The sequence below is a fragment of the Bartonella sp. AA81SXKL genome (assembly GCF_042196945.1).
Taxonomy (GTDB): domain Bacteria; phylum Pseudomonadota; class Alphaproteobacteria; order Rhizobiales; family Rhizobiaceae; genus Bartonella.
Map to the genome: position 1 here is coordinate 37345 of NZ_JBHIRH010000005.1, position 15894 is coordinate 53238.

The 15894-nt window shown below is 36.6% G+C and carries 13 protein-coding genes; 8 read left to right on the forward strand and 5 right to left on the reverse strand.

The annotated features are described in order from the left end of the window. Positions 1-652 precede the first annotated feature (652 nt). The 4 genes from ugpB (at position 653) to ACFINZ_RS04180 (ending at position 4878) form a co-directional block, all read left to right on the forward strand. Positions 653-1987, forward strand: coding sequence for a sn-glycerol-3-phosphate ABC transporter substrate-binding protein UgpB (gene ugpB, locus ACFINZ_RS04165; protein WP_375633933.1), 1335 nt, complete (start codon positions 653-655; stop codon positions 1985-1987). 95 nt (positions 1988-2082) lie between these two features. After that, positions 2083-2967 carry a sn-glycerol-3-phosphate ABC transporter permease UgpA gene (gene ugpA / locus ACFINZ_RS04170; RefSeq protein WP_375621175.1) on the forward strand — a complete coding sequence of 295 codons (885 nt, stop codon included), beginning with the start codon at positions 2083-2085 and terminating at the stop codon, positions 2965-2967. A 10-nt stretch (positions 2968-2977) separates the two neighbouring features. After that, positions 2978-3829 (forward strand): sn-glycerol-3-phosphate ABC transporter permease UgpE, encoded by an 852-nt coding sequence (gene ugpE, locus ACFINZ_RS04175; protein ID WP_375633937.1) that lies wholly within the window; start codon positions 2978-2980, stop codon positions 3827-3829. A gap of 2 nt (positions 3830-3831) precedes the next feature. Next, a complete protein-coding gene (locus tag ACFINZ_RS04180; protein ID WP_375634596.1) occupies positions 3832-4878 on the forward strand; it encodes a sn-glycerol-3-phosphate import ATP-binding protein UgpC in 1047 nt (348 codons plus the stop codon). 1938 nt (positions 4879-6816) lie between these two features. Here ACFINZ_RS04180 and ACFINZ_RS04185 read toward each other — a convergent pair. Genes ACFINZ_RS04185 through ACFINZ_RS04195 form a run of 3 tightly spaced genes read right to left on the reverse strand, consistent with a single transcriptional unit; the run spans position 6817 to position 9373 of the window. Beyond that, positions 6817-7734 carry a metal ABC transporter solute-binding protein, Zn/Mn family gene (locus ACFINZ_RS04185; protein ID WP_375633941.1) on the reverse strand — a complete coding sequence of 306 codons (918 nt, stop codon included), beginning with the start codon at positions 7732-7734 and terminating at the stop codon, positions 6817-6819. Positions 7735-7744: 10 nt separating this feature from the next. Continuing rightward, a complete protein-coding gene (locus ACFINZ_RS04190; RefSeq protein ID WP_375618061.1) occupies positions 7745-8614 on the reverse strand; it encodes a metal ABC transporter permease in 870 nt (289 codons plus the stop codon). 9 nt (positions 8615-8623) lie between these two features. Next, positions 8624-9373, reverse strand: coding sequence for an ABC transporter ATP-binding protein (locus ACFINZ_RS04195; RefSeq protein ID WP_375633943.1), 750 nt, complete (start codon positions 9371-9373; stop codon positions 8624-8626). 680 nt (positions 9374-10053) lie between these two features. On the opposite strand from ACFINZ_RS04195, the gene nrdH reads away from it, so the two are divergent. The 4 genes from nrdH to nrdF are packed head-to-tail and all read left to right on the forward strand — an operon-like array spanning position 10054 to position 13794. Continuing rightward, positions 10054-10278: a glutaredoxin-like protein NrdH gene (gene nrdH, locus ACFINZ_RS04200; protein ID WP_005774163.1), complete on the forward strand. Its 225-nt coding sequence runs from the start codon at positions 10054-10056 to the stop codon at positions 10276-10278. Further along, on the forward strand, positions 10278-10676 hold the full coding sequence (gene nrdI, locus ACFINZ_RS04205) for a class Ib ribonucleoside-diphosphate reductase assembly flavoprotein NrdI (RefSeq protein ID WP_375701180.1): 399 nt from the start codon (positions 10278-10280) through the stop codon (positions 10674-10676). The genes nrdH and nrdI overlap by 1 nt, the downstream gene beginning before the upstream one ends. Beyond that, positions 10658-12808 (forward strand): class 1b ribonucleoside-diphosphate reductase subunit alpha, encoded by a 2151-nt coding sequence (gene nrdE / locus ACFINZ_RS04210; protein WP_375701181.1) that lies wholly within the window; start codon positions 10658-10660, stop codon positions 12806-12808. The genes nrdI and nrdE overlap by 19 nt, the downstream gene beginning before the upstream one ends. Positions 12809-12819: 11 nt before the next feature. Continuing rightward, a complete protein-coding gene (gene nrdF / locus ACFINZ_RS04215; RefSeq protein WP_273722534.1) occupies positions 12820-13794 on the forward strand; it encodes a class 1b ribonucleoside-diphosphate reductase subunit beta in 975 nt (324 codons plus the stop codon). Here the strand turns inward: nrdF and prmC are convergent. Together prmC and prfA are read right to left on the reverse strand one after the other, a co-directional pair. Next, the gene (gene prmC, locus ACFINZ_RS04220) at positions 13791-14657 is read right to left on the reverse strand and encodes a peptide chain release factor N(5)-glutamine methyltransferase (RefSeq protein WP_375618057.1); all 867 of its coding nucleotides are present in this window, start codon (positions 14655-14657) and stop codon (positions 13791-13793) included. The genes nrdF and prmC overlap by 4 nt on opposite strands. Then, a complete protein-coding gene (gene prfA, locus ACFINZ_RS04225) occupies positions 14654-15730 on the reverse strand; it encodes a peptide chain release factor 1 (RefSeq protein ID WP_375684039.1) in 1077 nt (358 codons plus the stop codon). Before prfA ends, prmC begins: the two co-directional genes overlap by 4 nt. Positions 15731-15894: the final 164 nt, after the last annotated feature.

Sequence of the window (15894 nt, forward strand, 5' to 3'; positions counted from 1 at the left end):
GATGTCGTTTTGCACTTTTATGAAGTGTAAAAATGATGGCATACAAAAAGTCTTATATACTTTAATGGAGAGGCTTTATGTCTTATTTTACAGGTTCTATCATGAAATGTAGATGTATTGAAAGATTTTTTAACAGCATGGAAATTGGTCATACAGTGTCATTTTGTTTTGCATGAGGGGTGTGATCTTGTTACAGGGAAAGAGACTATTAAGCGCTTCAAAATGATTTTCTTAATTTTAAAAAAATTCTATTTGTCTCTTCTTTAAATTCAGTAGCAACATCGTGTTAAAGTTATAAGCCGAAAGTTATAAGACAAATAATAAAAGAATAAACAATTCTTTTTAAAAAAGTAAATCCAGATATTAAAATAGTCATTGAATGATATTTACGATCCATATCTTTTTACCAAGTGGCTTTGCTTATTTAAGCCATCTCACTTTTTTCAGATAGTTACAAACGCGTATTTCGTGAATATATAAGAAAGCTTATAAAAGAAAATAAATAAATTTAAATAAATTCATTTGACCTTTAGGTGGTTCCTGTTTAAATGAGAGAATATGTTTCTGAAATAAAACTGTCATAGCATGTTCATGTGTAATACTATAAATTTAGGGGGTAGTTTGTATTCCATCACTTCAGAAAGGGTGAAGCATGAGTCGTTTTTATCTTTCCATAGCGGCCACGGTTGCTATCATAATGTCCACAGCGGGGATGACAGAAAGTTTTGCACAGACAAAAATCAGCTTTTGGCATTCTATGAGTGGTGAATTAGGAAAGCAAACTGAAAGTCTCATTAACGATTTTAATGCAAGTCAATCTGAGTATAAAGTTGTTTCTTCATTTCGCGGTGAATATGAAGAGGGATTGATTTCACTCATTGCAGCATTTCGTGGAAAGAAACAGCCAGTACTTGCTCAAATTTATGACGTTGGTACTGGAACTATGATGGCTGCAAAAGGCGCAATCTACCCATTTTATCAACTTATGGCTGATACAAAACAAGAATTTGATCCTACAGATTATTTCCCTGTTATTAGTGGTTATTACTCCGATGAACAGGGACGTATCGTCTCTATGCCATTTAATATTTCAACACCCATCCTTTATTATAACAAAGATATCTTTAAAAAAGCAGGGCTTGATCCAGAACAGCCTCCTAGAACGTGGCAAGATATAGAAAACTTTTCCAAGAAAATTCTTGAGACTAAAGCAGCAAATTGTGGTTTTACAATGGCTTATGCCGCTCAATGGATTGGTATAGAAAATTTTTCAGCGTTGCATAATGTTCCTTTTGGAACGAAGGAAAATGGCTTTAAAGGACTTGATTCAGAACTTACATTTAATGGACCTTTACAAGTGCGTATGTGGGCTGACCTGAAAAAGTGGTCTGATCAAGGTATTTTCCGTTATGGTGGTCCAGCAGGTGCATTAGATTCAACACCAATGTTTATGGCACAAAATTGTGCAATTTTTATGCAATCTTCAGGATCACATGCTGGGATTGTTTCTGAAGCTCAGTTTAATGTGGGGGTTGGTATGCTACCGTACTATAAGGATACAGAAGGAGCACCACAAAATTCAGTTATTGGGGGAGCTTCTATTTGGGCGTTTAAGGGCCATACTCCAAAGGAATATGCAGGGGCAGCTGCTTTTCTTAAATTTCTTTCAAAAACAGAAAATCAAGCAAAGTGGCATCAGGAAACAGGTTATCTCCCAACCACAAAAGCGACTTATGAATTGAGCAAAAAACAACATTTCTATGAAAAAACGCCAGGTGCGGATATAGCTATCAAACAGATTAATCTTAATCCACCAACAGTTAACTCAAAAGGGATAAGATTTGGTAATTTACCACAAATTCGTGCCATTCTTGATCAAGAGTTGGAAGCTGTTCTTAGTGGTTCAAAAACGCCGAAAGATGGTTTAGATGAGACCGTTGAACGTGGAAATAAACTCTTGCGTGAATTTGAAAGATCTAATCATTAATTTCGTTTTATTGTTAAACATTAAAGACTCAACAAAAACGGTTGAGTCCTTTTTGTTTACTTTTTTAAAGTCTCTACATTTAAAGAGCCCTACGAATGCAAGAAAAACATGCATATTTTAAAAATAGTCTACTTTCTTACGGACTGCTTTTTCCTCAGCTTCTTGTGACTTTTTTGTTTTTCTTTTGGCCTGCTGCTCAAGCAATAAAATCATCTTTTGAGCGTGAAGACCCTTTTGGCTTTACAACAACCTTTATTGGTTTTGAGAATTATCTAACCGTTCTTTCTGATCCTACATATCGGCAATCGCTTCTTACAACCGCAGTATTTTCCATCTCAGTTACTGTCGCTTCAATGACAATATCACTTCTCTTAGCTGTCTGTGTTGATCGTGTCATCCGTGCAAAAAAGGCTTATACAATGCTTTTGCTCTGGCCCTATGCTGTTGCTCCAGTATTGGCAGGTATATTGTGGCTGTTTATCTTTCATCCCACCATCGGAATTATCCCTTTTTTTCTCGAGAAAATAGGGGTGCTATGGAATTATCGTATTAATGGCACTCAAGCAATGATTCTTATTGTCATTGCGGCTAGTTGGAAACAAATTTCTTACAATTTTCTCTTTTTTCTTACAGGTCTTCAGTCTGTTCCGCGTTCTCAAATAGAAGCAGCCGCCATTGATGGTGCTGGTCCCTTTAAACGATTTTGGACAGTGGTTTTCCCGCAAATTTCACCAACGACGTTTTTCCTTCTTATTGTCAATGTCAATTATGTTATGTTTGATACTTTTGGTATTATTGATAATACAACTTCTGGAGGTCCTGCGCGTGCAACGAGCATCCTCGTCTATAAAGTATATGACGATGGCTTTAGAAATCAAATAATCGGTGCATCAGCAGCACAATCAACAATATTGATGTTGATGGTTATTGTCTTAACGTTTATCCAGTTTCGCTGGATTGAGCGCCGTGTACAATATTAGGAAACAAATTATGGTTGAAAATCGCCCTGTTTTGAAATTTCTAACCCATATTACTCTTATTGTTGGTATTATCATTATTTGCTTTCCAGTTTATGTTGCTATCATTGCATCAACTCATAGTTCAGCAGCATTTAACTCAGGAACACTTCCTCTTTTGCCTGGGAAATATGCTCTGGAAAATTATAAAACAATCTTTGGTGATGGCCTTGCACAGCTGGGTTTGCCCAACCTCTGGCCACTCTTAATGAATTCATTCATTATGGCTCTTGGGATTAGCGTTGGAAAAATTATTATTTCACTTTTGTCTGCTTATGCAATTATTTACATGCGCTTTCCCTTCCGAAAAACTGCTTTTGTTCTTATTTTTGTTACATTGATGCTCCCTGTCGAAGTTCGTATTCTTCCAACCTATGAGATTGTTGCGAAATTGGGGATGGTTAACACCTATAGTGGAATGATTATTCCACTTATTGCATCTGCAACCGCTACATTTTTATTTCGCCAGTTTTTTTTGACTGTTCCAGATGAACTCTTAGAGGCGGCACGTGTTGATGGTGCAGGTCCAGTTAAATTTTTTAAGGATATTCTTCTTCCTCTTAGTAAAAGCAATATCGCTGCTTTATTTATCATTATGTTCATTTATGGATGGATACAATATCTCTGGCCTCTTATCATCACAACGGATCAAAATCATCAAACGATCCTTATTATTTTAAAACAGCTTATTGTCGAATCACTTCAACATGATCCTCAATGGAATATACTCATGGCAGTATCGGTTGTTGCCATGGTTCCCCCTGTTCTTGTTGTTATCTTCATGCAGCGGCTTTTTATCAAAGGCCTTATTGAAACGGAGAAGTAATTGTGGCCATAATCCAGTTATCAAATATAAAAAAACAGTATGACAACGGCATTCTGGTCATTGATGATTTAAATTTAACTGTTGCCGATAAAGAACTTCTTGTTCTTGTCGGTCCTTCAGGGTGCGGAAAATCGACCTTATTACGTATTATAGCAGGACTTGAACAAGTTACTTCAGGTGAATTATGCATTGATAACGAATGTATCAATGATCGTGAACCAGCTGATCGTGATATCGCTATGGTTTTTCAAAATTATGCCCTTTATCCTCATATGACAGTTCGTGGAAACTTAGAATATGGTCTTAAAAATCGTAAAACTCCTAAAGAAGAAATTAAAAAACGTATCGCACATGCTGCAAAGCTTTTGGAGATAGAACCATTTCTTGATCGTAAACCACGACAATTATCAGGAGGACAACGTCAGCGTGTTGCAATGGGGCGTGTGATTGTACGTCAACCCCGTGTTTTTCTCTTTGATGAACCTCTTTCAAATCTTGATGCAAAATTACGGGCGCAAATGTGTATTGAAATAAAAACACTACAGCGTTCATTAGGAACAACGAGCCTCTATGTTACCCATGATCAACTAGAAGCTATGACATTAGCTGATAGAATAGTCGTTTTGAATAAAGGAGCTATCGAGCAAATTGGAACACCAATGGAAATTTACGATACTCCAGCAACAACATTTGTTGCTGATTTTATTGGTTCTCCTCCTATGAATTTTCTTGATCGCCATGTCTTAGAACAACATTTAGGGCATTCATTTTCTTATGGCGAAGAAACTGATCTTTTGGCATTCAGACCTGAAATAATCTTATTGGGACAACATCCAGATAAAGGGCCTGTCTTTCACACAAAAATTGAGCTTATCAAGCTTATTGGAACAGGTTGCCATGTTTTAACGCGTTGGAATGGTATCATCTTTACGATTGAAATAAAAGAACGCTTGACACAAGACTATGGTCAAAAACTAAGTTTCACAGTTGCTCATCAGAATTTTCATACTTTTAATAAAAACACAGGAAAGCGCACAAATAATAAGTAAGCATTACTTGATGTGACACGACTCTCTTTTATGCTGCGTCATGATAATGTTGTGTTTTGACTTTCTCGATTACATTTACAAACTCAGGTTGTAACCGATGGGATTAAAAACAAAATTTTAACAGTTTTAGTAATGATCCATTGTCCCATGGCGCTGAGAATGTCAAAACATTTATATGAAGAAATTTTGCATTTTCACGGTCTGTAAGAAGAATATAATTTTCAAACATCATTTTCATTATAAAAAAATATCAATATAGAATAAATCTTTATTAACCATATTTTTACTCATTTATAATTTTGTTATAAAAAAAAACATATTATAATATGTTTCTTGATGTAATAATTTATGTGTATTATAAAAGTAAATGAGAGAAATAGAGAGAAAAAATGAGTCACAGATAAGGGAGGATGCGCCCCATATCTTGGCTTTGACCCCTAACATAAGAAGTCTACTTGATCCACAAAATACGACGCTGTTTTAAATAGTCTGTACGAAAATAGGCGCATTCTATTTTACCGCTGGCCATATGATCTAAAATGGTTTCAGAGCTCCTATAAGAAGCATTTGTTTTTTCTACCAATCACATAAATTAGAGAGAAACCTATGCGCGCATGCTGCAAGTTTATTTTTTTCTCATGTAAATCACTATGCAATTCTCAGCGAGGGTATCTGATAAGTTGCAAAAAAATCACTGAGAGATAGAAGGCGTGCTTGTTTTAGAATTTTCATTACTTTTAACGATAAAAGCAGATGAAACACATCTGTAACATCTCATCGATCTTTTCTATATTCTTGAGTTAAAAATTGCCTATAGATCATCCTCAAACAGATCTTTATGAATATAGCATAAGGGATCGATGCGAACACCTATAAGAATCAGCAGAGACAAAGACAGTTATATTATTGTTTTACAAAGCATTTTATAAAAGCTGGTATATTTTTTCAATATATTACCAGTCTATTAATGGTTTTATGATATTACTTTCTTATAAAGCGCGTGCTTTTTGTTGCTTATAAATCAACCTAAACTTTATACAGCAGTATGTTTGAGACAAATATGAAGACGGTTCAGTGCTGTATTCAGTTTTGTATGCCAGAGTAGAATAAGCTTATCTGCTTGTGTAATTTTTAAAATGAGGAGACAGCTTAATTTAGGGGGGGAATATGAAAGCATCAAGATAAAAAATAGATTCTGTCTTTAGCATCATCTTTTAATTTAGTATTGCAATTTTCAAAAACATCTGAGCCAGTGTCTCTTACATAATGGCGATTAAGCATTGCCGAACACATTTTTTTACGTTCTTTGAATAGAATTGCATCTCTCATACAAAACAGAATACCTAAACAGAAGGCTATTGGGTTGCCAATTTACGCACTTTTTTTAAAAAATATCTTGCAAGGTTGTTCCAACTATTTATTCACGCAGTCGTTTATAAGTAGTATAACATAAAATCCATTGTGTATCGCCATCTTTATGCTTATAAAAATGCAAGCTGGGGCCATCATCATACTCTCTTTCAGTCTCCAACATTGCAACAATTATTGTGTTGAGACTCTTCATAAGAGGCATTTTTTCTTCAAGTGGTTTTTATTCATACACTAATTCTACTTGCATGTTATAAATGAAGTTGGATAGATAAAAATACTTTAAGAAAAAGACACCAAATTCTTCTTATGAATCGTTTCAAGTGTCGAGAGTTATTGTAAAGAAGCATTGAAAAATAGAATGCTACTCTACTGCTGACAGTTTGGGCACCATGAGGCAATAAATCCACTTACTTTATCTATCTTAGAATCTATAGAGTATAAATTTCTCTGTAAAAGTAACTTTATTTCATATCAATGTTATCAATTATAGCTGTTGGAGCATCATTAGTAACATAATCATAGACCTACGATTTTATGAACTCTTTTTTATCTCTTTTATAGAAGATCTTAATGTTTTGTGATAGCATCAATGATGGTATTCACATTGTGTTCCATCATATCGAGATAAGTTGCTGCAGGGCCATTTTTGTTTGACAATGCATCAGAATAAAGTGTTCCACCAATTGTTAAACCTGTTTCTTTTGCAATCTGTTTTATGAGACGGGGATTAGAGATATTTTCAACGAATAGGGCAGTTGCTTTATTCGCTTTAATTTGTTTTATAAGTTTAGCAACATCGGCTGCGGTTGCTTCAGTTTCTGTTGAAGCACTTTGAGGGGCAAGGATAGTAAAACCATATTCCTTGGCAAAATAGCCAAAGGCATCATGAGATGTGATAATGATACGTTTATCTTTAGGAATGGTAGCAATTTTTGTTTTCAGGGTATCTTGTGCTATTTTAAGTTTTTGGATGTAGGTTTCGGCATTTTTTTTGTAGCTGGTGCAGGATTGTGGATCGATTTTACAAAAAGCAGCAGCGATATTTTTCACATAGATTTTGACATTGGGAATTGTTTGCCAAGCGTGTGGATCAATAACGCTATGGTGGTGATGGGCATTATGTTCTTGATTTTTCATTTTGAGAGAGGGAATGTTAGCGCTAACTTCGACAAGAAGTGCTTTTGTACCGCTTGCTGTAATGAGGCGATCAATGAATCCTTCTAAATGAAGCCCGTTGATGAAAATAATTTGAGCATTTCTAAGCGCTTGAGCATCATGGGGGGTAGGTTCATAAGTGTGGGTATTCGCATTTGGACCTACAAAAGTAGTCATAGAGATATGGTGGTCTCCTACATTTTTTACGAGATCTGCGAGAATAGAAAAGCTCGCAACAACTTTGATTTTATTGTGTGCAGAAGCAGAAAATGGAGAAAGGGCAAGCAATAAGGCTCCAAGAATAACAAATTTTTGAGCAAACTTAGGCACATTTTTTTCCTTAAAGTGAGGAGGTATAAAAGAGGTGGGGAAACCATGTTACAATAAAGCCACGTGGACTTATCAAACAGGAAACGAGATAAATAAATCCTGCGGCAATGATGATAGCAGGGCCGGAGGGAAGTGAAAGATGAAAAGAAAGCAGGAGACCACATACGCTAGAAATGATTCCAAAAAGAGTGGAAAGCGCGCAAATAGGGACTAGCCGTGAAAACCAAAAACGGGCTGTAATGGCTGGAATCATCATAATACCAACGGAAAGTAATGTTCCTAGTGATTGAAAGCCTCCAACCAGATTCAACACCACAAGTCCAAGCAATGAAATATGAATATATTTACTCAATGGAGAGAGTGATTTAAAAAAGAGGGGGTCAAAGCTTTCTAAAACGAGTGCACGCCAAAAAATACAAAGGCTGCATAGTGTAATCAGCATTATAGTAGCGATTAACCAAAGGGCTTGTGCATCAAGTGCAAGAACCGATCCGAATAAGAGATGAAGCAGCTCAATTGTTGAGTCTTTCAGTGAGATAATAATAACACCTGCCGCGAGTGCAATAAGATAAAAGACGGTCATGGATGCATCTTCTTTCTGAAAGCTGTTTCGTGAAATCAAAATGGTTGCTAAAGCAACAATAAGACCAGCGAAGATGCCACCAAGTGTCATAGATATGAGGGAAAAACCACAAATCAGAAAAGCAGTTGCAACACCAGGAAGAATGGCATGAGAAATAGCATCTCCTGTCAAGCTCATTCCACGGAGCATCAAAAACACACCAACAGGACAAGCGCTAATAGACAGAAAAATAGAACCGATAAGGGCGTTTTGCATAAATTGGAAATCAACAAAGGGGGCAAGAAAAAATGCATACACGTCTTATACCTAAGTAAGAAAGAGAGGATCATTGATGGGAAGATTTTGTTTTTGTGCGCTAATAGGGAAAGAATTGGATGTGAGAGGTGGCATAACGTGATGAATGGTGTTGTTTAAAAACTGTGTTGTTTCTCCATAAAAGGCGTTTTGTTGATCAATTTGAATCATTTGGGGGAAAAATTCTTGCACGATGAGAGGATTATGGAGTGCTGTGAGAATTGTGCGTCCTTGCTGTTGCCAGTATGTGATCAGTGCAAGAAGGTCTTTTTGGGTATTATGATCTACACCATTGAAAGGTTCATCAAGTAAAATAATATTGGCATCTTGTATAATGATACGTGCAAAAAGAGCGCGTTGCAATTGCCCGCCTGATAATGTTTCAAGCGAACGGGGTGCGAGTTCTGTAAGCCCAACCATTTTAAGAGCATTTTGAATCTTAGAATCATAAGGGCGCTGATTCTTCCATAATCCACAAAAAGACCACAGTCCTGTTTTTACAAGCGTTTTCACATCAATTGGAAATGTTTGATCTATATTACATTGCTGAGCAAGATAAGCAATGCAGCTTTTTTTTGGTTTTGTAATTTTTCCTTTAAGAGGTTTAATCAATCCGGCGATAGCTTTTAGCAGTGTCGATTTTCCAGCGCCATTATCACCTGTTATTGCAACCAATGAACCAGCTTTTAATTTTGCTGAAAAGTTCTTTATTGCTATTCTATTCCTATAGCCTAATGTTGTCTTATTGAAGTGCAGATCCATATTTTTTACCATCGTTGCTTATTATTTTGGAAACTATGTAATAATATAACGTTTGTCAACAAAATGTTATATTATTACATAGTTTTGAGTACTGAAAATTTTAGTGGGAAGATCGTGGAAAATTAAAAATAATAATTGAATTCACCTTGACGAAAGAGAGAGAGTATATACTATATATAGTATCAAAATGATTGGTGATTCTAAATAAGCACAAGAGAGGGTGTTAGTGTGTTTCGTTTGGTATCTAAGTTATTTCCATTATTGTAAAGAGTTTATTGGCCAAAGGTATAGCAGTATTTTTACTGAAGGGTCTCTTTTGGAGGGATTTCCTTTCGTTTTTGTAATTGATTTTTGCCGTAAAAGAGCAAACAGAGCTCTTGAAAAACGGTAGTTTAGAACATTAGTTTTTTAGACAGCAGGAGGGAATTGTAATGCAAGCAAAAGATTGTTTTATAACTAGGGGGCTTTGCCATTTAAGTTGTAGAATAATCGCTTATTCTCATCATAGTTTTTGAAGTTATTTGATGAGGAATTCTGTTATGTTCAGGAAGCTGTGTATTATTTGAAAATAATCACATGTTTTGCGTACAATTTCTGTTTTTTGTTATTCTTGAGTACCTATAAAATTATTAGATTGACCTTTCAGGGTTGATTGTTTGGAATTGTGAAAGTTGAAGAAAATGTCGATCACTATTTATAGCAAACCATCTTGTGTCCAATGTGATGCTACACGCCGCGCTTTTGATGCAAAAGGCATTCATTATCGTGTTGTTGATATTTCCTGTGATGAACAAGCATACAGTTTTGTTCAATCTCTGGGGTATCGTCAGGTTCCTGTCGTTGTTTGTGGTGAAAATCATTGGTCTGGTTTTAGACCAGATATGATTAGTGGTCTTTGTGCTTAATGGGGCTTATTGTTTATTATTCGAGTGCAACGGGTAATACAGAACATTTTGTCTCGCAGCTTGGTCAACGACTCTTCAAAATTGATAAAAGAAAGCCTTCTGCATTGGTTGGTGAACCTTATGTATTGGTTGTTCCTACATATGCAGATGGTGAAGGAAGAGGGGCCGTGCCGAAAGCCGTTGTCCAGTTTCTTAATGAAGCTGAGAACCGAAAATTAATTTGTGGTGTTATTGGCGGTGGGAATCGTAATTTTGGTCGCTATTATAATTTAGCAAGTAAAATTATTGCTGAAAAATGTTGTGTACCTTGCCTTTATCGTTTTGAGCTGCGTGGAACTGATGAAGACGTTATTTATGTAAAAAAGGGATTGGAAAGATTTTGGAAAAAATTAGCATAGGACAATCGCAGAAATCGGATCAGATTACTGATTATCATGCGTTGAATGCAATGCTTAATCTTTATGATGAAAATGGTCATATTCAATTTGATATGGATCGGCTTGCTGCGCGGCAATATTTTCTTCAGCATGTTAATCAAAATACAGTTTTTTTTCATAACCTGAAGGAAAAAATAGATTACTTAATAGAAGAAGGTTATTATGAAAAAGCTTTATTTGAGCTTTATGATTTTTCTTTTATTAAAAAGCTTTTTAAACGTGCTTATGCATTTAAGTTTCGTTTTCCTACCTTTTTAGGCGCATTTAAGTATTATACCAGCTATACACTGAAGACTTTTGATGGGAAACGTTATCTTGAACGTTATGAAGATCGTGTCTGTCTTGTAGCTTTATATTTGGCACAAGGGAATAAAGCTCTTGCTGAAAGTTTTGTGGATGAAATTATTACAGGACGTTTTCAACCGGCAACACCGACATTTTTAAATGCTGGGAAAAAACAACGAGGTGAATTGGTTTCGTGTTTTTTGCTACGTGTTGAAGATAATATGGAATCGATAGGTCGTTCGGTTAATTCGGCTTTGCAGCTTTCAAAACGTGGTGGAGGTGTAGCGCTTTGTTTAACGAATTTGCGGGAAGCTGGGGCGCCAATTAAGCAAATAGAAAATCAGTCCTCAGGTGTTTTACCGGTGATGAAACTCTTGGAAGATTCTTTTTCTTACGCCAATCAGCTTGGGGCACGACAGGGGGCTGGAGCTGTTTATTTGCATGCTCATCATTTAGATATTATGAAGTTTTTGGATACAAAGCGTGAAAATGCTGATGAAAAAGTTAGAATCAAAACGCTTTCGCTTGGTGTCGTTATTCCTGATATTACTTTTGAGCTTGCACGGAATAATGAGGATATGTATCTCTTCTCATCGTATGACATCGAGCGTGTGACAGGTAAGCCCTTTAGCGATATTTCTTTAACGGAGCATTATCGTTCTTTTGTTGATAATGCAAAGATTCGTAAAAAGAAAATAAGTGCACGCGTTTTTTTCCAGACATTAGCGGAAATTCAATTCGAGTCGGGTTATCCCTATATTTTATTTGAGGATACTGCTAATCGATCGAATCCGATAGCTGGGCGCATAAGTATGAGCAATTTATGTTCAGAAATTTTGCAGGTGAGTGAGGCGAGTGAACTGGAGACAGATTTAACTTATCGCACGATTGGAAGTGATATATCCTGTAATCTTGGATCCATGAATATTGCCAAAGCAATGGAAAGTCCTGATTTTGGACAGACCGTGGAATCTGCTGTTCGTGCTCTTACTGCTGTTTCGGATATGAGCAATATTGCTTGTGTGCCTTCCATTGCGAAAGGCAATGCTGAAAGTCATGCGATTGGTTTGGGACAAATGAATTTGCATGGGTTTCTAGCGCGTGAGCAGATCTATTATGGGTCTCCAGAAGCGATTGATTTTACCAATATCTATTTTTATATTGTGACATATCACGCCATACGGGCTTCCAATTTAATTGCGCACGAACGTCAAGAAATGTTTGCAGGGTTTGAAAAATCAGCTTATGCAGATGGACGTTTTTTCGAAAAATATATTGAAAAAGAATGGAAACCGCAATTTCCGCTTGTGCAAGAGCTTTTTGCACGGAATAATATTGTTATTCCAGATCAAAAGGATTGGCAGGAACTCAAAAAATTAGTTATTGAGTATGGGCTTTATAACCGCAATTTGCAGGCAGTTCCACCTACGGGATCTATTTCCTATATTAATCATGCCACTTCTTCCATTCATCCAATTGCTTCAAAAATTGAAATTCGCAAAGAGGGAAAAATTGGGCGCGTTTATTATCCCGCTCCTTATATGGATAATACGAATTTGAATTTTTACCAAGATGCTTATGAGATTGGTCCTGAAAAAATTATAGATACCTATGCTGCTGCAACACAGCATGTTGATCAAGGTCTTTCATTAACATTATTTTTTCCTGATACAGCGACCACACGTGATATTAACCGCGCACAAATTTATGCTTGGAAAAAGGGAATCAAGAGTATTTACTATGTACGATTACGGCAAGTAGCATTAAGTGGAACAGAAGTTGATGGCTGTGTTTCGTGCAGTTTATAGGAGATCATCATATGACAAAGATTACAACCAAAAATCCTGTTGTGTGCGCTGTTAATTGGAATAGATTACATGATGAGAAAGATCTTGAAGTATGGAACCGCTTAACTGGGAATTTTTGGTTACCTGAGAAGGTTCCACTTTCCAATGACATTCCCTCATGGTCAAGCTTAACGGATGAAGAACGCAAGCTAACGATTCGTGTTTTTACAGGACTAACGCTTCTCGATACAATTCAAAACACTGTAGGAGCCATTTCGCTTTTGGCTGATGCGATAACAGAGCATGAGGAGGCAGTTTTGACGAATATTGCCTTTATGGAAGCTGTTCATGCACGTTCTTATTCCTCTATTTTTTCAACCCTTTGTTCGACGGTAGAAGTTGATGATGCGTTTAGATGGTCAGAAGAAAATATTCATTTGCAGAAAAAGGCTAGATTAGTACTTGAGCGTTATGAAGCAAATGATCCACTTAAGAAAAAAATTGCTTCGACTTTGCTGGAAAGCTTTTTATTTTATTCTGGTTTTTATTTGCCCATGTATTGGGCCAGTCGCGCTAAGTTGACCAATACAGCAGATCTCATTCGATTAATCATTCGTGATGAAGCAGTCCATGGTTATTATATAGGTTATAAATTCCAATTGGGCTTTGCAAAGCTTGATGAAGCCAAAAGACAAGAAATTAAAGATTTTGCTTTTAACCTGCTCTTTGACCTTTATAATATCGAGTGCAAATATACTGAAGATCTTTATGATGCACTTGGATTGACAGAAGATGTTAAAATTTTTCTTCATTATAATGCTAACAAGGCTTTAATGAATTTAGGTTTTGAAGCTCTTTTCCCCCCTGAGGTTTGTCGTGTTAATCCCGCTATTTTGGCAGCTTTATCACCAAACTCTGACGAAAATCATGACTTTTTTTCAGGGGCAGGTTCTTCTTATGTCATTGGCAAGGCGGTTGCTACTACGGATGATGATTGGGAATTTTAATGTTTGCATGCAAATAGAAGTGCGCGGGGTATCCCACTTAGATCTTTGCGCACTTCTAAACATTGAAAACCATTTTTTTCAAACAAATTGCAGGCTTCATTTTCTTGAGAGAAACCAATTTCAACAGCGACATAGCCGTTTTCTTTTAAGTAATTGGCTGCTTCATGGGCGAGTTTTCGATAAAAATCAAGTCCATCTTCCCCTCCTATCAGAGCGCGCAATGGGTCATGTAAGCGCACTTCTTTTGCAAGTTTTTTGATATCTTTTGCGGGAATATAAGGTGGATTGGAAACAATAAAATCAAAGCGATCTGTGACAGAATCAAACCAGTCGCTAAGAAGAGGTGTGAAGCGGTGTGCTACTTCAGCATTTTTTGCATTTTTTTTCGCTGTTTTAAGGGCATCTTCAGAAATATCGACTGCCACCGCATAGGATTGGGGAATTTGTTTAAGGAGTGCAATAGCAATGGCGCCACTTCCTGTTCCCATATCAAGGAATGTTGTTCTTCTCGAATTTTCGACCTGTTTTTGGAGAAAAGGGAGAACAAGATCTATCAGCGTTTCTGTATCAGGACGAGGTTCTAACGTCTCTTGAGACAATGTAAAAGATATACCATAAAATTCTCGTGCTCCTATAATACGGTAAACGGGTTCGCCTGCAATACGCCGTTGTAAAGCCTGTTCTATTTGTATAATATGCTCAGAAGATAGATGCATATCTGGTTTAGAAATTCTTTCAGCAGCATTTATTCCTGTTATCCATTCAACGAGTATTTTCGCATCGAGATCGGCTTCAGCAATCCCTTTCGTGCGCAATTTTTCTTGCATTTGTTGGATAACATTCTTGAAAGAATATTTGCTCAATTATTATCCATTTCCATCAGCAGTGTTGTTTGATGATCTGAGATGAGTGCATGAAGAAGTTCATCAAGATCTCCCTCTAGAATGCGATCAAGCTTATACAAGGTTAGATTAATACGGTGATCCGTGACACGTCCTTGTGGAAAATTATAGGTACGAATACGTTCTGAGCGATCACCAGAACCAACTTGGTTTTTACGAGAAGCTGAACGTTCACTTTCCGCTTTTTGTCGTTCGATATCGAATAAGCGTGCCCGTAAAATTTGAAGGGCTCGTGCTCGGTTCTGATGTTGTGATTTTTCTGCTTGTACGACCATAATTCCTGTTGGAATATGCGTGATACGAACAGCTGAATCCGTTGTATTAACATGCTGTCCTCCTGCTCCGGATGCACGCATTGTGTCGATACGAATATCTTCAGGACGAATATCAATATCAATATCTTCAGCTTCTGGAAGCACAGCAACGGTAGCAGCAGATGTATGGATACGCCCACCTGTCTCTGTTTCAGGGATGCGTTGCACACGATGAACCCCTGATTCATATTTCAATTTAGAAAAGACACCTTTTCCTGAAATGGTAGCAATAATCTCTTTATATCCGCCAACTTCCCCCTCACTAAGTGAAATAACTTCTACTTTCCAATTGTGAGCATGGGCATAACGTTCATACATGCGGAAAAGATCACCGGAAAAAAGTGCTGCTTCTGAGCCACCCGTTCCTGCTCGAATTTCAACAATAGCGTTTTTTTCATCAGCAACATCTTTAGGCAATAACAGAATTTGGAGTTCTTTTTCAAATTGCTCCACTTTTTTATATAACGATGGTAGCTCTTCTTGAGCAAGATTACGCATCTCTATATCTGTTTGTTTATCGTTGATAATCGTTTCTAATTCTGTAATCTCTTCATAAAGAGCATTTAATGCGCGTATAGAGGTAATAACGGGTTGTAGTTCTGCATATTCAGAAGCTAATTTGACATATGTTTCAGCATTTGGATTCGTCGTCATTTGGCTTTCAATTATTTCAAAGCGTTTTTCAAGCTGTCTCATACGATCTTGTGGCAAAGAAACCATGATAATATTGGCCTAATTTTTCATAATACAATTTTTATAATATTTTGTTGCAATGATTTTTTGTTATAATATTGGCAATGAATTACCGTATAGCATCATACAAAGAGGGGTAATAAAGCAATTCTTTTTTTTTGCCAATGAAAACTATTATATTTTAAAGGTAA

Coding starts and splice junctions, on each gene's coding strand:
- ugpB (WP_375633933.1), top strand. CDS start 653: ATGAGTCGTTTTTATCTTTCCATAGCGGCCACGGTTGCTATCATAATG.
- prfA (WP_375684039.1), bottom strand. CDS start 15,730: ATGGTTTCTTTGCCACAAGATCGTATGAGACAGCTTGAAAAACGCTTT.
- nrdH (WP_005774163.1), top strand. CDS start 10,054: ATGTCGATCACTATTTATAGCAAACCATCTTGTGTCCAATGTGATGCT.
- ugpE (WP_375633937.1), top strand. CDS start 2,978: ATGGTTGAAAATCGCCCTGTTTTGAAATTTCTAACCCATATTACTCTT.
- nrdF (WP_273722534.1), top strand. CDS start 12,820: ATGACAAAGATTACAACCAAAAATCCTGTTGTGTGCGCTGTTAATTGG.
- ugpA (WP_375621175.1), top strand. CDS start 2,083: ATGCAAGAAAAACATGCATATTTTAAAAATAGTCTACTTTCTTACGGA.
- ACFINZ_RS04195 (WP_375633943.1), bottom strand. CDS start 9,373: ATGGATCTGCACTTCAATAAGACAACATTAGGCTATAGGAATAGAATA.
- nrdI (WP_375701180.1), top strand. CDS start 10,278: ATGGGGCTTATTGTTTATTATTCGAGTGCAACGGGTAATACAGAACAT.